At 62.1% G+C, this 21,193-nt stretch carries 13 protein-coding genes and 1 pseudogene; 7 read left to right on the top strand and 7 right to left on the bottom strand.

The window, feature by feature from the left end:
• Both ARGLB_RS20515 and ARGLB_RS20510 read left to right on the top strand, forming a co-directional pair.
• Positions 1–261: MBL fold metallo-hydrolase (locus ARGLB_RS20515; RefSeq protein ID WP_003798190.1), on the top strand; the 261-nt coding region annotated here is incomplete at its 5' end.
• Positions 262–364: 103 nt separating this feature from the next.
• Entirely contained in the window at positions 365–2,725 is a 2,361-nt protein-coding gene (locus tag ARGLB_RS20510) for an FdhF/YdeP family oxidoreductase (RefSeq protein ID WP_003806019.1), read from the top strand.
• A gap of 451 nt (positions 2,726–3,176) precedes the next feature.
• On the opposite strand, the gene ARGLB_RS20505 is transcribed toward ARGLB_RS20510, so the two are convergent.
• The 6 genes from ARGLB_RS20505 to ARGLB_RS20480 form a co-directional block, all read right to left on the bottom strand.
• Positions 3,177–4,907 carry a CocE/NonD family hydrolase gene (locus tag ARGLB_RS20505; RefSeq protein ID WP_003806018.1) on the bottom strand — a complete coding sequence of 577 codons (1,731 nt, stop codon included), beginning with the start codon at positions 4,905–4,907 and terminating at the stop codon, positions 3,177–3,179.
• A 291-nt stretch (positions 4,908–5,198) separates the two neighbouring features.
• Positions 5,199–5,408 (bottom strand): hypothetical protein, encoded by a 210-nt coding sequence (locus ARGLB_RS23405; RefSeq protein ID WP_003806017.1) that lies wholly within the window; start codon positions 5,406–5,408, stop codon positions 5,199–5,201.
• Between the two features lie 124 nt (positions 5,409–5,532).
• On the bottom strand, positions 5,533–7,011 hold the full coding sequence (pntB, locus tag ARGLB_RS20495; RefSeq protein ID WP_245531579.1) for a Re/Si-specific NAD(P)(+) transhydrogenase subunit beta: 1,479 nt from the start codon (positions 7,009–7,011) through the stop codon (positions 5,533–5,535).
• A complete protein-coding gene (locus ARGLB_RS20490; protein ID WP_003806014.1) occupies positions 7,008–8,567 on the bottom strand; it encodes a Re/Si-specific NAD(P)(+) transhydrogenase subunit alpha in 1,560 nt (519 codons plus the stop codon). Before ARGLB_RS20490 ends, pntB begins: the two co-directional genes overlap by 4 nt.
• A 75-nt stretch (positions 8,568–8,642) precedes the next feature.
• Positions 8,643–10,778 (bottom strand): 3-hydroxyacyl-CoA dehydrogenase NAD-binding domain-containing protein, encoded by a 2,136-nt coding sequence (locus ARGLB_RS20485; protein WP_003806013.1) that lies wholly within the window; start codon positions 10,776–10,778, stop codon positions 8,643–8,645.
• Positions 10,775–12,379: an aldehyde dehydrogenase (NADP(+)) gene (locus ARGLB_RS20480; RefSeq protein ID WP_003806012.1), complete on the bottom strand. Its 1,605-nt coding sequence runs from the start codon at positions 12,377–12,379 to the stop codon at positions 10,775–10,777. Before ARGLB_RS20480 ends, ARGLB_RS20485 begins: the two co-directional genes overlap by 4 nt.
• Positions 12,380–12,966: 587 nt before the next feature.
• On the opposite strand from ARGLB_RS20480, the gene ARGLB_RS20475 reads away from it, so the two are divergent.
• The 5 genes and pseudogenes from ARGLB_RS20475 to ARGLB_RS20455 all read left to right on the top strand — a co-directional run bounded on the left by ARGLB_RS20475 (position 12,967) and on the right by ARGLB_RS20455 (position 20,091).
• Positions 12,967–14,160, top strand: a complete 1,194-nt coding sequence (locus ARGLB_RS20475) for a CaiB/BaiF CoA transferase family protein (RefSeq protein ID WP_003806011.1) — start codon at positions 12,967–12,969, stop codon at positions 14,158–14,160.
• A complete protein-coding gene (locus ARGLB_RS20470) occupies positions 14,161–15,321 on the top strand; it encodes an acyl-CoA dehydrogenase family protein (protein ID WP_003806010.1) in 1,161 nt (386 codons plus the stop codon). It begins immediately after the preceding gene.
• Between the two features lie 199 nt (positions 15,322–15,520).
• Positions 15,521–16,693 (top strand): acetyl-CoA C-acyltransferase, encoded by a 1,173-nt coding sequence (locus ARGLB_RS20465; protein ID WP_003806009.1) that lies wholly within the window; start codon positions 15,521–15,523, stop codon positions 16,691–16,693.
• A 150-nt stretch (positions 16,694–16,843) separates the two neighbouring features.
• Complete coding sequence (locus ARGLB_RS20460) at positions 16,844–18,523, top strand: thiamine pyrophosphate-dependent enzyme (protein WP_003806008.1); 1,680 nt, start codon at positions 16,844–16,846, stop codon at positions 18,521–18,523.
• A gap of 86 nt (positions 18,524–18,609) precedes the next feature.
• A pseudogene (locus ARGLB_RS20455) lies at positions 18,610–20,091 on the top strand (NAD-dependent succinate-semialdehyde dehydrogenase).
• Positions 20,092–20,475: 384 nt separating this feature from the next.
• On the opposite strand, the gene ARGLB_RS22950 reads toward ARGLB_RS20455, so the two are convergent.
• Complete coding sequence (locus ARGLB_RS22950) at positions 20,476–21,117, bottom strand: GntR family transcriptional regulator (protein WP_003806004.1); 642 nt, start codon at positions 21,115–21,117, stop codon at positions 20,476–20,478.
• Between the last annotated feature and the right edge of the window lie 76 nt (positions 21,118–21,193).

Here is a 21,193-nt window from a genome sequence, read left to right as displayed (position 1 = left end):
AAAGCGATCCACACCCCGGGCCACTCACCCGGGTCCACCTGCTTCCACCTCGAGGCCGGGAACACCGTGTTCACCGGGGACACCCTGTTCAACGGCGGACCCGGCGCGACCGGCCGGTCCTACAGTGACTACCCCACCATCCTGGCCTCCATCCGCGAACGCCTCCTCCCCCTCCCCGCGGACACGGTCGTTCGGACCGGGCACGGGGACAACACCACCATCGCCGCCGAACGCGAAACCCTCGCCAAAGTGGCACAGTAAGAAGAAAGACAAGATCGCCACACGCAAGGCGCGCCGGGAATGCCTGGCGCGCCTTAGTGGCGATCAGAACAGGCACGAAAACAGCGGTTAGGAAGTTGGAACAATGAAGTTCGGGAAGCAGCCCGCCCCCGTCGCGGACATTAACGAGGACGAGCTCGAAGTCCATAAGCCGAAGACCGAAGCGGCCGGCGTCAAGGCCGTGATGGTGGCGCTGGAACGTGCGGTGGCGCAGGCCGGCGTGACCCGCACGGCGCAGTCGCTGCTGCGGCTCAACCAGCGCGGCGGTTTTGACTGCCCGGGTTGTGCGTGGCCGGAGTCGGACAAGAAGCGCAAGGCCGCCGAGTTCTGCGAGAACGGCGCCAAAGCTGTTGCCGAGGAGAACACCCTGCGGACCGTGGGGGCTGAGTTCTGGGCGAAGCATTCCATCGCCGAGCTGTCCGAAAAGACCGAGTACTGGCTGGGCAACCAGGGCAGGCTCAGCGAACCGGTGGTCATCCGGGAAGGGGAGACGCACTACTCGCCGATCTCCTGGGCGGATGCGTTCGAACTGATCGGCGAGCACATCCGCGCCAGCACGCCCGACCGCTGCGTCTTCTACACATCCGGGCGCACGGCCAACGAGACAGCGTTCATGTACCAGCTGTTCGCCCGCTCGCTGGGCACCAACAACCTGCCGGACTGCTCCAACATGTGCCACGAGTCCTCCGGTTCTGCGCTGAACCCGACCATCGGCATCGGCAAGGGCACGGTATCGCTGGATGACATCCACGATGCCGAGCTGATCTTCGTGGTGGGGCAGAACCCGGGCACGAACCACCCCCGCATGCTGTCCGCGCTGAAGGAGTGCAAGGACAAAGGCGGCAAGGTGGTGGCGGTCAACCCGCTGCCCGAGGCCGGCCTGTTCAACTTCCGCGACCCGCAGACGCTCTCGGGCGTGGTGGGCGGCGGCACGCCGCTGGCCGACGAATACCTGCAGATCAAGGTGGGCGGCGACCTCGCATTGTTCCAGGCCCTCGGCCACCTGCTGCTGCAGGCCGAAGAGCGAAACCCGGGGACCGTCGTCGACCGTTCCTTCATTGACGCGCAGACCGACGGCTTCGACGCGTACGCCGAAGCCCGCCGGGAACTGGACTGGGAAGAGACGGAGAAGGCCACGGGCCTGACCCGGCAGCAGATCGAGGATGTGGCCGGGATGCTGGTTGCATCCAAGGCCAGCATCTTCTGCTGGGCGCTCGGCGTTACCCAGCAGCCGCACTCGGTGGACACCATCAAGGAGATGGTCAACGTCCTGCTGCTGCAGGGCAACTTCGGAAAGCCCGGCGCCGGTGCGTGCCCGGTGCGCGGACACTCCAACGTCCAGGGTGACAGAACCATGGGCATCTGGGAGAAGCCGAAGGAATGGCTGCTCGAAGCGCTGGACAAGGAGTTCGGTATCCAGTCGCCGCGGCACCACGGCCACGACGCCGTGGAGTCCATGGAGGCGTTTGAACGCGACGAGGTGGACGTGTTCGTGTCCATGGGCGGAAACTTCTCGCTGGCGTGTTCGGACACGGAGACGCTGGAAGCCGGGATGCAGCGGATCGGGCTCACCGTCCATATCTCCACCAAGCCCAACCGGTCCCACATTGTGCACGGCCGCACCTCGCTGATCCTTCCCACGCTGGGACGGACGGACAAGGACGACAAGCACCCCAAGGGTGCCCAGTTCCTGTCCGTGGAGGACTCCATGTCCGTGGTCCACTCCACCCAGGGCAGGCTTACCCCGGTCTCCGATCACCTGCTCGCCGAGCCGGTGATCGTGGCACGGATGGCCGAGGCCACGTTCGGGCCGGATCATTCGGTGGACTGGAAGGCCATGGCCGAGGACTACGACGTGGTCCGCGACCACATCTCCCGGGTCCTGCCGGGCTTTGAGGACTTCAACGCCAGGGTCCGGACCAGGAACGGCTTCGTGCTGCCCAACCCGCCGCGGGACACCCGTTCGTTCGCGACGGACATCGGCCGGGGCCGCTTTACGGTCAGCCCGCTGGAGTACCTGACGCCGCCGGAGGGCCACCTGGTGCTGCAGACCATCCGCAGCCACGACCAGTACAACACCACCTTCTACGGCCTGGATGACCGCTACCGGGGCATCTCCGACGGCCGCCGCGTGATCCTGGTGCACCCGGAGGACCTGGCCGAGCAGGGCTTCAAGGACCGCGACCTTGTGGACGTGGTGAGCACCTTCCAGGGCACGGACCGGCGCGCCGAGAAGTTCCGCCTGGTGGCCTACCCGACGGCCAAGGGCTGCGCCGCGGCGTACTTCCCCGAAGCGAACGCCCTGGTCCACAAGGAAAACGTGGCCCGCGTGTCCAACACCCCCGGCTTCAAGGCCATGTTCGTGCGCTTCGAACCGCACGCAGGCGGGGTCGCGACGACGGAGGCTGGTGCAGCAGCCGACCTTGACGCTGCAGTGGCTCGCTAACAGTCCTAAACGGAACGGCCCCGCTTCCTTTCGGAAGCGGGGCCGTTCTGGGTCAGGGCCTCAAGCCCGGTATGTGTCAGATTGGGTTCTTAGATCTACGCGCCGTCGTGTCAGAAAAGACTGAACTGGACCCTATTCCGAAGGTCTTTTCGATGTTTTCCTGACGTCAGGTTTGGGTGTGGTCCCAGCTGACATGCGGCAAGTCTGGCGGCGGTAGGTGAAGATTCTTGTGTCAGCGGGCAGGAGCAGGCGGATATGGGTCTTGATGTCGTGCAGCCAATAAGGTAATGCCCGGCTGGATGCTCCAGCCGGGCGTTATTTCTTAGCCACCACCTGTTTGAGGTGCCTACTCATGCCGGCGGTTCGGGACCAGGTTCCGCTCGGCTTGCCGGCATTCCTCGCCCTAGTTGCGGAGGTCGCCCGGGGTCATAAGGCAACTTTCCGGATGTTCTTAGCGGTTGATGATGGGCAGGACGAGCCGGCTGGGGTGTTCAGGTCCGTGGATGATTCGGTTGGTCGCGACGACCGACTGAGCAATCGATTCCTGAGCTATGAAGCCGCCGGTGTTCGTATTCCGGTCGTAGCGGGGGAAGTTGCTGCTTGAAATGTCGAGCCGGATGCGGTGTCCGGGCAGGAATACGTTGGAAGTCACCGCCATCGGTACGGTCACCTCGTACACCTCTCCGGGGGTCAGCGGTGCGGGGTTGGACAGGTCGTTGCGGTAACGCAGACGCAGGATGCCGTCGCAGAGGTTGATCGCCCGGCCGTCGGGGAAAACGTCGACGAGCTTAGCCGTAATGTCGGTGTCCACAGCGTTGGAAGAGACGAAGACCTTGAGCTCAACATGCCCGGTGACCTCAACGGGCTCTTCGAGGACAGGACCCGTGAAGCAGAGGACATCGGATCGGCCGTCCACCACCCGCTGATCGACTGGCCCGACCAGGCCCGGCACGCTTGGGAGAAGGGCACCGCCAGCGGTGCGCACCGGATCGCGGGGATCGTACCGGAACTCGTCGTGGGCCTTCGTCGAGGACGGCCCGGGTTGGAGCGTGCCATCACCGTGGCGGGTATTGGCCGACCCGCCGCTGTGAAGGTGGTAGTCGGTGTAGGACGTGTCCGGGAGCGGCCAGTCCTGCTCATCTCGCCACTGGTCAATGCCCATAACGAAGATCCGTACCCTAGGTGCGGGGGAGTCGGGTGTTACGCCACGGAGCGTCTGGTCGAAGAAAGCGATGTGCGCTTCGGTGAAGTCGCCGGAGCCAAGGATCCCGAAGTGACGGTCTGCAAACTGTCCGGAGGTGCTTACGTGTTCCCATGGCCCGATTATCAGGCGCGAGTTCTCGCGGGCTGCCTCGGACGCGCCCTGGGTGCGGACACGAACAAAGTCGGCCACTGTTCCGTTGATCTTAATGTCGTACCACCCGCCGGTAGCAAGTACCGGAACCGTCACCGAGCTGGCCAAGGGGGACCAGTCCTGGGCGGCCCAGTAACCGTCGAAGTTGGGGTGTGCCAGCCAATCGTCGAACCACCGCCCCTTCCCGATTACCGGCAGATCGGCGACGGGCGTTGCATCGTTAAGCGAAAGCGGGTTCAGCAGTGAGCCGCCGAGCCTTATCAGCGCGGTGGAGTCAGTCGTCTTGCCGTTTGCCAGGTCCCGTTGTTCTTCACCGGCATACATCATGGCGTTCCACATCGTGCAAAGGCTCAGGGAGAGAGCCCCACCCTCGGAGTACCAGAGCTCTGAGTACCAATCCGTAGCGGCCATTGCGGGGGCGATGGCTTTGAGGCCGGGCGTGTCCTTGATCGCCACGGCCCACTGGTTCATTCCCGAGTACGATGCCCCGTACATACCGATCGTGCCGTCTGACCAGTCTTGCCTGGTGATCCACGCCACCGTGTCCTGGCCATCAGCGATCTCGTTGATCTTGGGCTCGAACTCACCTTCAGAAGCGTAGGTTCCGCGTGTGTCCTGAAGGACAACCGCATACCCGGCGTTCACAAGCGCCATCAGGGTCGGAACAGTTGTTGCCGGCCCCCCATACGTGATCGGGTTCCGCTTGCTGTATGGCAGCCGCAGGAGCAGCGTCGGCGCCGCTCCCTCGAGTGGGCGCCAGACGTCAGCAACCAGTGCGACTCCGTCCCTCATTGTCATGGTGACGTTGGGCTCATAAACGTGCTTCATTAGTCTCTCCTTTGAGAACTCGAATGTTTAACGGCCGGCGGATGCCAACGCCGCGTCGTACGTGGTCGAAGTAGTTACTGCGGTCTGTATGTGTTGAGGCAGTGCACCCCGGAGAGTGAAATGCGGAAGGAGATGCGCGTCAGAAGAAACGTGCGACATTTTCCGCACCTCTCAACGCAACGCGGCAACTTACTGGCGAAACGGCTCCTCCCGTCGGCGATACCGATGCACCGGATGGTGATTTTTTCGATGTGCCCCGAACCGCCCCGGGCCCAGGCCCGGACTACCTCATCAACTGTTACGCAGTTCGAGCTCCTCGTGCCTGTGATGGAGCAGCAACTCATGCCTGTAATGCAGCCCTATCCAGGGTGATGCAACGACATCGTCGATATTGATTTCCCGCCGCACGGCCATCGAATCGTCGTGTCCAGGAGCGCGGCCCGGACCAGGCTTTGGTAAGGCTGGGCGGATTGGTTTGCTGGTGGGAACATCGCTGGTCATTTTTCCGTCTCCTCCTAATGAATGGTCAGTGCTACAGCGCAATCCCAGCCGGCCTCGACTGAGATCAATGAAAATGCTGCCGGGACAATGGATCCTGATGTGGCCCGCCCTCAGGGCCGTGTTGTTAGAACGCTTTGAGGATGTCTTCGACGCGTTGTTTGGCGTCGCCGAAGAGCATTTGCGAGTTGTCGCGATAGAACAGGGGGTTTTGGACTCCTGCGTAGCCGGCGGCCATGGAGCGTTTGAATACGATGACGTTTTCGGCTTCCCAGACTTTGAGGACGGGCATGCCGGCGATGGGGCTGCCGGGGTCTTCGGCCGCGGCGGGGTTGACGGTGTCGTTGGCGCCGATGACCAGGACCACGGAGGTGTCGCCGAGGTCGTCGTTGATTTCGTCCATTTCCAGGACGATGTCGTAGGGGACTTTGGCTTCGGCGAGGAGGACGTTCATGTGCCCGGGGAGGCGTCCGGCGACGGGGTGGATACCGAACCTGACGTTTACACCCTTTTCACGGAGCTGGTGGGCGAGTTCAGCGACGGGGTACTGGGCTTGGGCGACGGCCATTCCGTAGCCGGGGGTGATGACGACGGACGAGGCGTTGGTGAGCATTTCCGCTGTCGCTTCGGCTGTGATTTCGCGGTGTTCGCCGTGGTCCGTGTCTCCTTTGCTGGCGGGGGCGGCGATGCCGAAGCCGCCGGCGATCACGGAGATGAAGGACCGGTTCATGGCCTTGCACATGATGTAGGACAGGTAGGCGCCGGAGGAGCCGACCAGGGCGCCGGTGATGATGAGCAGGTCGTTGTTGAGCAGGAAGCCCGCGGCGGCGGCGGCCCAGCCGGAGTAGCTGTTGAGCATGGACACGACGACGGGCATGTCGCCGCCGCCGATGGAGGCGACCAGGTGCCAGCCCAGCCCCAGGGCAAGGAGCGTGACGACGATGAGGAGCCAGAGCTGGGAGTCGTTGACGTACCAGACGGTGAGGGCGATGAATGCGGCGAGGGCGCCGAGGTTGATGGCGTTTTTGCCGGGCAGCATCAGGGGTGAGGATTTCATCCGTGCCGAGAGTTTGAGGAACGCCACGATGGAGCCGGTGAAGGTCACCGCGCCGATGAACACGCCGATGAAGACCTCGGCGTGGTGGATCGCCATAAGGTCCGAGGACAACTCGGGAGCTTCGAGGTGTCCGTTCCAGCCCACCAGGACTGCGGCGAGGCCCACGAAGCTGTGCAGCAGGGCGATGAGCTCGGGCATGCCGGTCATCTCGACCACCCGTGCGCGCCAAAGACCGATGGCACCGCCAATGACAACGGCGGCTACCAGCAGTCCTAGGCCGGTGAGGGCGTGGCCGGTGCCCCAGGCGTCCTGCAGTGTCAGCCAGATGGTGGCGGAGAGGGCGACGACCATGCCGGTGATGCCGTAGATGACGCCGGCGCGGGCTTTCTCGTGTTTGCTTAGCCCGGCGAGGCTGAGGATGAACAGCAGGGCCGCGACGATGTAGGCCGCCCCCGCGATGGAGTCGGCGGTCAACGGACCGGAGACGGTGTCAGTCACGGTGGAGCTCCTCGTAAGTGTTGCTGCTGCTGTTGCGGTGACGGCGCTCATGAACGTGCCTTCCCGGCCGAGAACATGGCGAGCATGCGGCGGGTGACGGCGAAGCCGCCGAAAATGTTGATGCTGGCCAGCAGCACCGCGATGGCGGCGAGGACCTGCATAACGATGTTGTCGGAGGTGACCTGCAGTAGGGCTCCGACGACGATGATTCCGGAGATGGCATTCGTGACGGACATCAGGGGCGTGTGTAGGGCGTGGTGGACTTTCCCGATCACGTAGAACCCGACCACGATCGAGAGCATGAGGACCGTGAAGTGCTGGGGCAACGGTGCCGGGGCCACCGCGTTGATCCCGAACAGCATCGCGATGCCCGCGGCGAAGAGTCCGGCCTTGCCGGCAGCGCTAAGGCCCTGTTTCTTCTTCGGTGCCGTACTTTCGGCGACCGTCCCGGGGTCGGTCTTCACTGCGGGTGCGGCGGAGACCTGGACCGGGGGCGGCGGCCAGGTCTTCTCGCCCTCGCGCACCACAGTAACCGACCGCTGCACCACGTCATCAAAGTCAATCCGCAGCTGGCCGTCCTTGTCCTTGGTGAGGAGCTTGAGCAGGTTCAGCATGTTCGTTCCGTACAGCTGGGACGCCTGCGCCGGAAGACGCGCCGGTAGATCCGTGTAGCCCAGGATCACCACGCCGTTATCAGTCACGATCCGTTCCCCCGCGACGGATCCCTCGACGTTCCCGCCCTGCCCTGCAGCCATATCCACGATGACACTGCCGGGTTTCATCGCTGCCACATCGTCTGCCGTGAGGAGTTTCGGTGCGGGCCGGCCGGGGATCAGGGCCGTGGTGATGATGATGTCAACGTCACGGGCCTGCTCTGTGTAGATTTCGGCTGCGCGTCTGTTGTAAGCCTCCGACGTTGCTTTTGCGTACCCGTCAGAAGACTTCATCTCCTCCTCTACCTCAACCTTGAGGTAAGTACCACCAATTGACTTCACCTGATCCGCCACCTCGGGCCGGGGATCCGTCGCACGAACGATCGCACCCAGACTGCTCGCCGCACCGATCGCTGCCAAGCCAGCGACTCCCGCGCCCGCAACGAGGACCTTCGCCGGCGGGACCTTGCCCGCCGCCGTGACCTGCCCGGTGAAAAACCTGCCGAATTCGTGCGCGGCCTCAATCACGGCACGGTACCCAGCGATGTTCGCCATGGAACTCAAAACGTCCATCGACTGCGCCCGCGAAATCCGCGGCACGGCATCCAGAGCCAGCGCGGTGATTGGACGCGCCGCCAACGCTTCCACCAATTCCGGCCTCAGGCCCGGGCTCAGCGACCCAATCAGCGTCGCACCCTCGGCCAGACGGCCGATCTCATCCACGGTTGGCGGGTTGACACGCAGCACAACGTCGCTGCCCCACGCTTCATCAGCCCCAACAATCAGGGCGCCCGCGGCAGAGTAGTCCTCATCACGGAAGGAGGCGGCCTCGCCTGCGCCTTTCTCGACCACAACGTCGTAGCCCAAACCCAACAACTGCTTCACGGTGGCAGGCGTTGCCGCCACCCTGGTCTCGCGGCCCAACTCGGCCACAATTCCGATACTCTTCGCCATTTTCTTCTTTCTTCTACATCTAAAGGTTGCTTGCCGCCGGGGAGGTTCCCGCTGACTCTGGAAAACGTTCCTCGCTCACGCTTGGGTCCCAATTAGTTGGGGAACTGCGGATAGTCCAGTCCGCAACCCTGGATGGAATGCAGTGCCTACCTCCCTGTCAAGCAGCGGCGTAAGCCCACCCGTGTGAAATGGGTAGTTGGCCCCCAGGATCATGCAGAGATCTACCTGTTCTGGCCCTGCCACCACGCCTTCCCCGAGCATGGCCGAAACCTCTTCTGCCAGGCCGATGAGGATACGGGAACGGACTGCTTCCGGGTCAGTAGTCTGAGACGCAGGAAGCATAGCCGCAGCCTCAGGAGATATCGTTCCTTCCTCAGTGAGATACCCCGGGAGTCTTGCCGCGACGAGAGCTTTCAGGCTGCTGCTCAGTAGGAAACGTTCTGGATATGTCTGGTGCATCATCTCGCAGATGTGCAGCTGGACTGCGGGGCCGATGAACTGCAGGAGTTGCAGTGGTGTCATGGGTAGGCCTAGGGGGTCGAGTGCGTAGTTGACACATTCCGGGTCAGCGCCGTGATCGAGCAGGTCGAGGACCTCGCTGAACAGACGGGTCAGAATCCGGTTGACGACGAAACCGGCCGTGTTTTCCACGAGCACCGCAGTCTTTCGCAACCGCTTGGCCAGTTCGAAGGCTGTAGCCAGGGTGGTTTCATCTGTACTAGGGGCCCTTATGATTTCAACCAGCGGCAGCACAGCAACCGGGTTGAAGAAGTGAAAACCGACAAGTCTTTCGGGATGTTTCAAAGCATTTCCCATAGCCTCAACGGAGAGGGATGAGGTGTTGGTGAGCAGCAGCGCATCCGGACGTATCAGAGGCTCAACTTCGGCCAGGACACCACGTTTGACATCCAACTCCTCAAACACAGCCTCGATGACTACGTCGCAGTCCGACAAGATTGATTTGTCCGTGCTACCCGATACCAGCGCGCAGATAGTAGCCGCGTCCGTTGAATTCAAACGTCCTCGGTTGAGAAGTTTTTCTACCTGCCCCTGGATCCACTTTTGCGCAGCATCGAGCCGTTCCTGAGACAAGTCCGTGATTCGGATGGGGACACGCAAATGAAAGGCAAATACAAGAGCCAACTGGCTGGCCATCAGGCCTGCCCCGATGACACCCACTGAATCCACAGGCCGTGGACCAGTTTCGGGGCGGCCCGCCGGCTCTTTGGAGAGTGACTGAACTAGCTGAAAGGCATAGATGCTGGCGCGGGCCTCGTCCGAAAGCAGGAGTTCGCCGAAAGCGTGGATTTCTGCCGCTGGTTCGGAAGATTCGGGGAAGGCCGCAGCCGCCGCGATCAACTCTAACGCCCGATATGGAGCCGGGGCGGCCCCGTGGAACCGGCTATCGAGCTTCTTTCGGATCTCCGCTAAGTTGGGCGACCATGGCTCCTCAGACAACTCCGGTTTCTGACTGATACCTGCAGCGGTGGACGGTGAGTCCGAAGCTGAGAGTATCCCGGCAGCGTAGTCCAATGACGCCGTGAGGAATCCGTTCGGAGGGAACACTGCATCGATTAGGCCCATCGCGGCCGCAGCCTGCACCGACAGGTTCTTTCCTGCCAGCGAATCGGTCACGACCAGGCGGGCAGCAACAACGGGCCCCAGTAGCCGAACCGTTCTTGGAATGCCGCCCCATCCCGGGACAAGTCCCAAACGGACCTCAGGAAAGCCAATGGCGCGTGCCGTGGACGAGGCCGTACGGTACTGCGCATGAAGTGCCAGTTCGAGACCTCCTCCAAGGGCTGCACCATTAATAAAGGCAAACGTGGGGATCCTGAGCTCCTCCAGCCGGCCCAGCGCCGTAAGTCCTTTCCTGGCGACATCCTTGGCCTCTTCAAGGACTCTGGACTCCGTCATCTTTTTCAGGTCGGCGCCTGCACAGAAGACGGAGCCTGAGCTGGTCAAGGCAACAGCATCCACGTTTGTTGGATCGATTGCCCGCAAAGCAGCTTCGAAGTTTGAAAGGGATTGGGGGCCCAAAGTAATCGGACGATTGCCCTCGTTTTTCAATCGCAGGAGGGCAAATCTGAAACCACCATGATAGAGGTACTCAGTATCGACTTCAGTGACGCATTCCGTATTCGCCGCTGACGGTTGGGCGGATTCTCGGGTTGCGAGGTTCGGCGGCACAAGAGGTGGCTGTGACGTCATGCGTTGATCCCGGCCTTCTCCGCATCGGGGACTACATCGCCGTCGATCCGCCGGTTCAGGTGCCAGGGGTTGGCGTCCTGCAGCGCCGCTGGGAGCAGTTCCTGGGGGAGGTTCTGGTAGGCGACCGGGCGGAGGAAGCGGTTGATGGCGAGGGTGCCGACGGAGGTGGTGCGGTTGTCGGAGGTGGCGGGGAATGGGCCGCCGTGGACCATGGCGTGGCCGACTTCGACGCCGGTGGGCCAGCCGTTGACGATGATGCGGCCTACCTTCTGTTCGAGGACGGGCAGGAGGCGTGCCGCCGTCGGGTAGTCCTCTTCGGTGAGCTGCAGCGAGGCGGTGAGCTGGCCTTCGATGCGGCGGGTGGCCTGGAGGAGGTCCTCGACGGAGGAATAGCGGATCACCAGGGATGCGGCGCCGAAGATTTCCTCGTGCAGGACCGGGTTGCTGGTGAATTCGGTGACGCCGGCGCCGAAGATGGTAGGTGCCGGTGCGTTTTCGGTGGGGCCGGGGGAGCCCTGCCCGATGAGCTGGACGCCTTCAGCGCCGCCGAGGTTTTGGGTGCCGGCGTTCCAGGACCTGGCGATCCCTTCGGTCAGCATGGTCTGCCCCGCGCACGCCGAAACGGCGCGCCCGACGGCGGCAGCGAGTTTGTCCCCTGCCGCGCCTGCGGGGGCGAAGAGCAGGCCGGGGGAGGTACAGAGCTGGCCGGAGCTGCCGGTGACCGAGGCGACGTACTGCTGGGCCAGCGCATCAACGTCACCCTTGAGCGCGCCTCTAAAGACGAAGACCGGGTTCAGGGAGGACATTTCCGCGTAGACCGGGATGGGCTCGGGACGGTTCGCGGCGGTGCGCATCAGGGCGACGCCGGCGGCCTGGGAGCCGGTGAAGCCGACGGCCTTGATGGCGGGGTCGGCCACGAGAGCCTGGCCTATGCTGGAGCCGGGGCCGTAGACCAGGGAGAACACGCCGGGGTGCAGGCCACAGTCCTTCACGGCCTCAGCGATGGCCTGGCCAACCAGTTCGCTGGTTCCGGGGTGGGCGTTGTGGGCTTTGAAGACGACGGGGCAGCCGGCGGCGAGGGCGGAGGCGGTGTCTCCGCCCGCCGTCGAAAAGGCCAGCGGGAAGTTGCTGGCGCCGAACACGGCGACCGGGCCGAGCGGAATCTGGCGCTGCCTTAGGTCCGCGCGGGGCAGGGGAATGCGGTCCGGGATGGCGGGGTCGATGCGGACACCGCGGAAGTCGCCCTGCCGAACCACGGCCGCGAAGAGGCGCAGCTGCCCGGTGGTGCGGGCCCGCTCGCCCTGGAGCCGGGCGGCGGGGAGACCGGTTTCCTGGCCGGCGCGGGTGATGAGTTCATCGCCGATCGCCTCAATGTTGTCCGCGATCGCGTCCAGGAACCAGGCGTGGGTTTCCGGGTCCAGTGTGGAGAAGGACGGGTACGCGTCAGCTGCCGCTGAGGTAGCGAGCTTGAGCTGGTTCTGAATGATCAGGGAGTACGCGGGATCGAGTTGTTCATTGGTGGCCGGGTTGAAACCGAAGGCAGTCTTGCCGTCGCCGACGACGGTCTGTCCGGCGATCAGTGAATGTCCGGTGAGGGGCACGATGGTTCCTCCTGGGAAACGATGGATCAGAAAAAGGGTCAGGAAACGGGGGCGATCAGGGCCCTGAGGTCTGCAAGGTCCTGCTCGGCGGGTCTCTACAGCGGCGTCGGAGCCTGTTTGGAAGTCATGACACCCGCTGAACCATGGAGATTATTTGTCCGGCGCGGGGGATTCGTGGTTCGCATCAGTCTTCCTCCTGCTTTCACAGTGGCAGGAGTGCTGCCCCGCTGGATCGTGAATATAGCACCGGACGGACGCGCCGGCAGTCACCCAAGTTCCGCTGGGTGGGAGTGGCCAAGCGTCAGCGTGGGATGACATCAGCCTGCCTGAACGCGAAGCTGCCATTGGCCTGTCCCTAGCTAGGAGAGCAAGCTGCAGCTGGCTGAATCAAAAAGTGGGCCCTGGGGGCGTACAGGCACTCGTCCAGGTTCTCGTCTACGGATTCCAGTGGGCGGGACGAGGCTCTCGGAGCTGACTGGAGTTGCATCTAGCGTGGTCTTGTCGCCAGCAACACTGCATGGCACACAGGCGTGTCTTATGCGATGGCGCACTCAGCACGCAGCATGTACCCTGCGAAAGGATATTCAGTGGTTCCGACAGGCACCTCCACCAACTCGCTTCCGATGCCGCTATCGGGCATACGTGTGGCGGACTTTTCCCGCGTTTTGGCCGGTCCGCTGTGCACCATGATGTTGGCTGACTATGGTGCAGAAGTCATCAAGATTGAAAGCCCGGCCGGGGATGACACCCGGGCTTGGCTTCCGCCCGTGGCACCGGATGGCACAAGCACCTATTTCGCGAGTGTCAACCGCAATAAGAAGTCGGTCGTGGCGGACCTTAAAGCAGCCGACGGCTTGGAGTATGCGCGTGCCCTGGTGGCTGGTTGTGACGTAGTGATTGAAAACTTTCGTCCAGGTGTCATGGCGAAGTTTGGCTTGGATTATCAGAGCCTCGCGGTGGAGCGGCCGGACATTGTGTATTGCTCCATCTCAGGGTTCGGCTCAGGCGCCGGTGCTGAGCTGCCCGGTTACGATTTGCTCGTTCAGGCACTGGGCGGACTGATGAGCATCACTGGGTCGCCGGAGACTGAACCAAGTAAGGCCGGCGTTGCTTTGGTTGACGTGCTCACCGGGCAGAATGCCTTGGCCGGCATCTTGATGGCCTTGCGTGTTCGCGATGCCACCGGCATCGGGCAGGAGGTGCAGGTCAACCTGCTCTCCTCGTTGCTGGCGGCACTGGTAAATCAGGGTACAGCCACTCTTGTCACCGGGAAGTCTCCCGCACGCCTCGGTAACGCCCATCCCAGTATCGCCCCCTATGAAACCTTCTCGACCGGAAACGGCACGTTGGCCATCGCTGTCGGAAACAACCGTCAGTTTGCGGCTCTGACCGAGGTTTTGGGACTGGAGGGGCTTGCTGTGGAGCCTAAGTTCCGTGATAACGAATCTCGTGTCGCTTCACGGGCGGAGCTGCGCATGACCCTTGAGAGGGCACTGCTCTTGGACACTGCTGCGGCATGGCAAGAGAAGCTGCTGGCGGCCGGAGTGCCTGCCGGCAAGGTGAACAGCGTTGGTGAAGCTCTTGAGCTGGCTGACAGCCTCGGCTTGAGCCCCTCCGTTGCCATATCCGACCCCGCCACCGGGCGCGCATCCCAACAGCTTGCCAATCCAATCAGGCTCTCAGCAGCCACGCCCGGCTACCGGATGGTTCCTCCGGCTCTGGGCGAACATCAAGGGACTCTATATCCTCTCGAATTCTCGACCACAGTGAAAGGCCGATAAATGTCCGATATCAGCGATTTGATTGATTTTGACTCCCTACTCACCGCAGACGAAATTTCGCTGCGTGATTCTGTGCGGTCATTCGTGGACAGTGAAATTAAGCCGAACATCGCGGGCTGGTATGAAAAGGCCGTCTTCCCGCTGGAAATTGTCCCGCAGTTGGCAAAGCTGGGCCTCTTGGGTATGCATCTCAAGGGATACGGTTGTGCCGGCCGCTCTGCTGTTGACTACGGGCTGGCCGGTGCGGAGTTGGAGGCCGGGGACTCGGGGCTGCGTACTTTCGTCTCCGTGCAGGGGTCGCTGGCCATGAGCGCAATCTACAAGCACGGCTCCGAAGACCAGAAACTGGAGTGGCTGCCCGCCATGGCCAGGGGTGAGGCAATTGGATGCTTTGGTTTGACCGAACCAACCGCTGGGTCCGATCCGTCCAGCATGACCACGTTTGCACGTAGGGATGGCGGTGACTGGGTGCTCAACGGCGCCAAGCGCTGGATCGGTCTGGCCTCGGTGGCCCAGGTTGCAGTTATCTGGGCGCAGACAGACGAGGGTATCCGCGGCTTCGTGGTTCCGACCTCGACCCCAGGATTTACGGCAACCCCGATCGAACCGAAACTATCAATGCGTGCGTCCATCCAGTGCGACATCGAACTGACGGACGTTCGTCTTCCCGAATCTGCCGTTTTGCCGAATGTCGTTGGGCTCAAAGGTCCCTTTTCCTGCCTCAACGAGGCACGCTACGGAATCGTTTGGGGTGCTATGGGCGCTGCACGCGACGCTTTCGAAGCAGCCCTTGACTACTCCAAAGGACGCATGCAGTTCGAGAAGCCGCTTGCCGGATACCAACTGACGCAGCAAAAACTTGTGGATATGGCACTGGAGATCAATAAGGGATTCCTGCTCGCACTCCATCTGGGGCGCAAGAAGGATGCGGGCACCTTGCTGCCCGACCACATCTCCGTTGGCAAGTTGAACAACTGCCGTGAGGCGATCAAGATCGCCAGGGAAGCCAGGACGATCCTTGGGGGCAACGGGATCACCCTTGATCACTCACCACTGCGTCATGCGAACAACCTGGAATCTGTACGCACGTATGAGGGCACGGATGAGGTTCACACTCTCATCCTGGGCAGGAAGCTAACGGGCCTGCCGGCATTCCGGTAGATCCAGACATTAGAACCACTCTAGGAGCGGACATGACTTCTATATTAACGCAAATGCACACAATCTCGGGCCCCACGCCGACTGACGCAAACTACCATGCAGCTGGCCTTCTCGTAGCCCCTTTCAGGGCGGCGGAAAAAACGTCTGTGCCAGCAAATTACGCACGCGGCGCAGAAATTTCGCGGGGAGTCGTCTCGCCGTGAAAACCTTGATTGCCGGATATGCCCGAACACCCTTTTCTCGCTTCAACGGCCGCTTTTCGAGCGTTTCGGCCGCCCAGCTGGGAGCACATGCCATTCGCGCTGCTCTTGAGCGTGCGGGGATTCAACCCTCAGCGGTCCAATTCGTCGTTGGGGGCCAGGTCCTGCAAGGCGGGGCGGGTCAAAACCCGGTACGGCAGTCAGCTGTCGCCGCAGGCATTCCGCTTGGAGTCCCGGCATTGACCCTCAATGCCGTGTGCCTGTCCGGGGTGGAAGCAGTAGTGGCGGCCCGGCGAATGATTCTGACTGGCGAGGCGGACATCGTCGTGGCCGTAGGACAAGAGTCGATGTCCAATGCCCCGCACGTATGGACCGGATCCCGAGCAGGACAAAAATTTGGGGCCGCTAAACTGCTGGACACACTCGAGCACGACGGTCTAACGGATGCCTTTGAACGCCAGTCAATGGGTAGCTCCACAGAAGCAGGTAACGCCGACTTAGGCCTGGAACGAGGTCCCCAGGATGAATGGGCGGCGGAGTCCCACCGGAGGGCAGCCGCCGCGGCCTCCTTCCACGCACAAGAAATCGAACCCTACACGCTCTCGTCCCGCACTGGAGAAACGGTTGTGGACTCGGACGATGGCATCCGTCCGGACACGACGGTGGAAAAACTGGCCCGCCTGCGGCCCGCCTTCGCCGAGAATGGCACCATCACCGCAGGCAACTCCTCACAGGTTACTGATGGTGCTGCGGCAATTGTTTTGGTCAGCGATGCCGCTGCAAAATCCCTGCAACTGGAGCCCATGGCGGTAATCGAGTCCCACGCACTCGTATCGGGGCCTGATGTCCGGCTCCACGATCAACCGTCACGGGCCATCCAAGCTGCCTTGGAGAAAATCGGTGCATCTTCCAGTGAACTGGCCACCGTTGAAATCAATGAAGCATTCGCCGCTGTATCGGTTCAATCCATCCGCACTTTGGGGATTGACTCGGCAATTGTTAACGCCCGCGGTGGGGCAATCGCCCTCGGGCATCCCATTGGGGCCTCCGGGGCCCGGATCGTCGGGACTCTTGCACGTCAACTGTCAGAGCTGGGCCCTGGTGCGCTGGGAGCTGCCGGCATCTGCGGCGGCGGAGGCCAAGGCTCGGCAATCATCCTGCGGAGCCTCTAAACGCCAGGATCGGCGCTGCACGAATGACGATCGCGAGAACTTACGCAAAGGCTTGATCGTCCCGTCGGCGGCGTAGAAGCAATGTCCTTATTGGGTGCCCTGTCGGATCAAAGTCAGCGCCACAGGAAGAAAGAAGGAGGTACGAGTGAAATGACACTGGCATTAAGCACAGAAACGGCAGATGGTGGAAAAACAGAAACACGAAAATCCGCTGGCCACATAATTGTTGACTCCCTCGTAGCGCATGGAGTCAAACGAGCGCATGTAGTCCCTGGTGAGAGTTTCCTTGACGTGCTGGATGGCCTGCACGCGAGCGTGATCGAAACCATAGTCTGCCGCCATGAAGGTGGTGCAACATACATGGCAGAGGCTGACGGCAAGATGAAACAGTTGCCCGGCATAGCCATGGTCACCCGAGGTCCGGGGGCAGCCAACGCCCACGTCGGACTGCACACGGCGTGGCAGGACTCCACTCCCATGGTGCTGTTCGTGGGCCTCATTCCCTTCGCCCACCGGGACCGCGAGGCCTTCCAGGAATTCGACATAAAGGCCTGGTTCGACACCGGTGCCAAGCGCGTAATGGTCCTTGACCACGCGGAGCGGGCTTCCGAGATCGTGGCTGAGGCCATGTTCGCCGCGATGAGCGGACGGCCGGGCCCGGTGGTGGTCGGGTTGCCTGAGGACGTCATTCGCCAGCAGATCCCGGCCGGTCTTCATCCACCGATCCCCGTTGCCACAGGGGGCATGACGACAACTGATGCTGATGCATTGGCGACGGCATTGGCTGCTTCGAGCAAACCGTTGTTCGTCACGGGAGGCAACGACTGGACCCAGGACGGCGCTGACGAACTAACCCGTTGGCTGGAGACGCATCACATTCCTGCTGCTGCCGAATGGCGTACAGAAGGCACCGTGCCGTTCGGCTCACCGTCATATGTGGGCCCTATCGGCTATGGCCGTCCACGGCCAACTTACGATTTGCTCGAGGAGACCGACCTGCTGGTCTTCGTCGGTACGGTGCCCGGTGACGTCATTACTGACGGTTTCCTGTGCCGGCAGGACTGGAGCAAAAAGAACTTCCTTGTCACCATTGATCCTTCCCTGCGCGGCCGGTCCGGGCCTGTTTCCTACCAAATCGTAGCCAAGCCGGATGTGTTTGTGCGGGATCTGGCCAAAATCAGCCTCCCGGTCAAGGATGAGTGGAGAAGCTGGACTGCCAGGATGCGGGCCGAGCAAGAAGCATTCGCAACACTCCCCCCATCAACGCCGTCTGAGGGGCCAGCTCGGATGGACACCCTGATGGCCAACCTCGTCCCGGCGTTGCCAACCGATGCCATGGTGACACTGGGGGCGGGGGAGCACACCAACTGGGCCCACCGTTACTTCCCTACCCAGCGCTATGCCTCCATGATCAGTGCCCGGAACGGCTCAATGGGATACTCGGTTCCTTCAGCCATCGCAGCAAGCCTGGAATACCCAGGCCGTTGCGTTCTCACGATTGCCGGTGATGGCGAATTCCTTATGAATGGCCAGGAGCTCGCAACTGCTGCCCAATACGGCGCAACACCACTGGTGGTAGTGATGGACAACCAGGAATACGGAACCATCCGCACTCACCAGGAGCGCCACTATCCGGGCAGGGTTTCCGGAACTCAGTTGAGGAATCCGAATTTTGCGCTCATGGCCCAAGCCTTCGGCGGCTTCGGCATCAAAGTCGAACACGACCGGGACGTTCCTGCAGCCGTTCAGGCCGCATTGAAGGCCATCGAAGATGACGGCGTCTTTGCACTCATTCACCTCGTCGTCGAACAAAGAGTCAAGGCCTACTGACCACTGACTACACGGCACCAGACGGGCGCAGGAATGTCCAATTCCTGCGCCATCCGCTGTTACCAACATCAACAGGAAGAAAAAAGATGTCTGTTCCCGCCATGAAAGAATCTGACCTCCTGGATTCCGTTCCCACCGGCCTCCTTATCAACGGTAAATGGACTCCGGCAGCATCGGGCAAAACATTCGATGTAGAGGACCCGGCAACGGGCAAGGTCCTCATGAGTATTGCCGACGCGGGTACCGAGGACGGCGCCGCGGCGCTTAACGCCGCCGCTGCCGCGCAGGAGTCCTAGGCAAAAGTTCCGCCCCGGGAACGGGGAGAGACTCTGCGCCGCGCATTTGAACTTGTCACCGAGCGCGCAGAGGATTTTGCGCTTTTGATGACCATGGAAATGGGCAAGCCGCTGGCCGAAGCCCGCGGCGAGGTTGCGTACGCCGCTGAGTATCTCCGGTGGTTCTCCGAGGAAGCCGTCCGTGCCTTCGGCCGCTATTCCTTGTCCCCGGATGGCAAGTCCCGGCTGTTGGTCACCAAGAAGCCGGTTGGTCCCTGCCTGCTGATCACCCCGTGGAACTTCCCGCTGGCCATGGCCACCCGCAAGATCGCCCCCGCGGTCGCTGCAGGCTGCACCATGATCCTCAAACCGGCCAAGCTGACCCCGCTGACTTCACAATTGTTCGCCGAAGTTATGCAGGAGGCCGGGCTGCCTGCCGGCGTCCTGAACGTCATCGCTTCCACCAGTGCCGGCGCCACCACCGGGCCGTTGATCAAAGACTCCCGGCTCCGCAAGCTCTCCTTCACCGGTTCCACCGAGGTGGGCCGCCGCCTGCTCTCCGACGCGTCCGAGACCGTGCTACGCACCTCCATGGAACTTGGCGGCAACGCCCCGTTCGTCGTCTTTGAAGACGCCGACCTGGACGCCGCCGTCGCCGGCGCCATGCTCGCGAAGCTGCGGAACATGGGCGAGGCCTGCACCGCGGCCAACCGCTTCATCGTCCACGAGTCCGTCGCTGCGGAGTTCGCGGAGAAGTTCGCCGCGAAAATGAAAGAGATGACCACCGCCCGGGGCACTGAGCCGGAGTCCAAGGTGGGCCCGCTGATCGATGCCAAGAGCCGGGATAAGGTCCACGAGCTGGTCTCCGACGCCGTCGCGTCCGGCGCCACGGCCGTCGTGGGCGGCGGACCGGTGGAAGGACCGGGCTACTTCTACCAGCCCACCATCCTCTCCGGAGTCACCGAAGGCACTCGGATCCTGTCCGAGGAAATCTTCGGACCTGTGGCCCCGATCACCACGTTCAGCAGCGAAGACGACGCGGTCCGGCTGGCCAACAACACCGAATACGGGCTCGTGGCCTACGTCTTCACCAAGGACCTGAACCGCGGCATCCGGATGGGCGAAAAACTCGAGACCGGCATGCTCGGCCTGAACGCCGGCGTCATCTCCAACGCGGCAGCACCCTTCGGCGGCGTCAAGCAGTCCGGCCTGGGCCGCGAGGGCGGCCTCGAAGGCATCGAGGAATACCTTTACACCCAGTACATCGGCATCGCCGACCCCTACGCCACGTAAAAACGTCCGTGGCAGCAGCACAGCAATTAGGGCCCGGAGCCGCCGTGTGTTTGTACCCAGAAACACGGCGGCTCCGCCGCGGAAACAGTCGATTCTGCCCCTGACCTCAACATTCGCATACCGGCTCACCTAGTCGGACACTCGCGAAGGCTCCAGCTACGCTAGAGCTGCCCGGTGGAACTGAGTCGACATCGAGCTGATGACGTTAGCACGGGTGCCCAAAGCGGGGGGAGTGGGCACCCCAGGAGTAAAAGGGGGCTCCTTCAGCGCCGCCGCCCCGGGCCAACCCGGTTCCCGGCTTAGTCCTAACGGAGCCCTCCTAATCTTGAAGCGGCCCTAATTCGAAGTGTTTGAGAACCTTGAATGCGAACCGCCGTCTTCCTACTAAAGAGGAACGCGCTTTAGAACGTCGACCGCCGTGCGCAGATGTTGGCGCGTTGCCTGTTCCGCAGCATTGGCATCTCCGGCCAATACTGCTCGGCCTATCGTCCGGTAGTCAGCGAAGCGGGTTTGCTCGACATCGGAATCGGGCACCTGCAGCCGGATGATCCTCAGCTGCATCATTGGGAAGACCCGGTTGAGCTCGAGACTTCCGCTTAACCTCATGAGCGTGCTGAAGAAGTCGTCACGAGCTTGGATCGCCGCTTTGAAGCTAGAGCCTTCTTCTTGGGCAAGGAGTTCTCCAAGGCTGGCCTGGAAGGAGGTCCGACATCCGGGCATGTGGATCCGTGATGCGACGAGACGAGCCGCGAGGCCCGCCATCGCCTCGATGACCTGAAGAACGTCAATCATTTCTTCACGCGAGAACTCCCGTATTGCCGCTCCCCTATTCCTACTCAGTGACAGAACGCCTTCCGCATGGAGCCGTTGAATGGCTTCGCGAGTGGGACCTCGACTGACACCATAGCGGCGCATCAGATCTGGTTCGGGCAGCCTTTGCCCAGGCTTAAGACGCCCGGAACGCAAACCTTGCTGAATGTCAGCAACGATCTTGTCGGCGGTCGAAATGGAGCGATGTATGTTCATTGCCTGCGCCGACCTCCTCAGAAAGATAGGACAACTTAAACCACCTAAGGGGCGCGCCAGCTGCAATGCGATAACC

The sequence above is a fragment of the Arthrobacter globiformis NBRC 12137 genome (assembly GCF_000238915.1).
In the GTDB taxonomy this organism is placed as follows: Bacteria; Actinomycetota; Actinomycetes; order Actinomycetales; family Micrococcaceae; genus Arthrobacter; species Arthrobacter globiformis.
The sequence above is the reverse complement of the archived record's forward strand: the minus strand, read 5'-3'. Positions and strand labels throughout refer to the sequence as shown.

What these genes read in the sequence shown, in the direction of transcription:
- ARGLB_RS23405 (WP_003806017.1), bottom strand. Translation starts at nt 5,408, where the DNA reads ATGACCAGCGATGTTCCCACCAGCAAACCAATCCGCCCAGCCTTACCA.
- ARGLB_RS20485 (WP_003806013.1), bottom strand. Translation starts at nt 10,778, where the DNA reads ATGACGTCACAGCCACCTCTTGTGCCGCCGAACCTCGCAACCCGAGAA.
- ARGLB_RS20460 (WP_003806008.1), top strand. Translation starts at nt 16,844, where the DNA reads ATGACACTGGCATTAAGCACAGAAACGGCAGATGGTGGAAAAACAGAA.
- ARGLB_RS20510 (WP_003806019.1), top strand. Translation starts at nt 365, where the DNA reads ATGAAGTTCGGGAAGCAGCCCGCCCCCGTCGCGGACATTAACGAGGAC.
- ARGLB_RS20470 (WP_003806010.1), top strand. Translation starts at nt 14,161, where the DNA reads ATGTCCGATATCAGCGATTTGATTGATTTTGACTCCCTACTCACCGCA.
- pntB (WP_245531579.1), bottom strand. Translation starts at nt 7,011, where the DNA reads ATGAGCGCCGTCACCGCAACAGCAGCAGCAACACTTACGAGGAGCTCC.
- ARGLB_RS20490 (WP_003806014.1), bottom strand. Translation starts at nt 8,567, where the DNA reads ATGGCGAAGAGTATCGGAATTGTGGCCGAGTTGGGCCGCGAGACCAGG.
- ARGLB_RS22950 (WP_003806004.1), bottom strand. Translation starts at nt 21,117, where the DNA reads ATGAACATACATCGCTCCATTTCGACCGCCGACAAGATCGTTGCTGAC.
- ARGLB_RS20505 (WP_003806018.1), bottom strand. Translation starts at nt 4,907, where the DNA reads ATGAAGCACGTTTATGAGCCCAACGTCACCATGACAATGAGGGACGGA.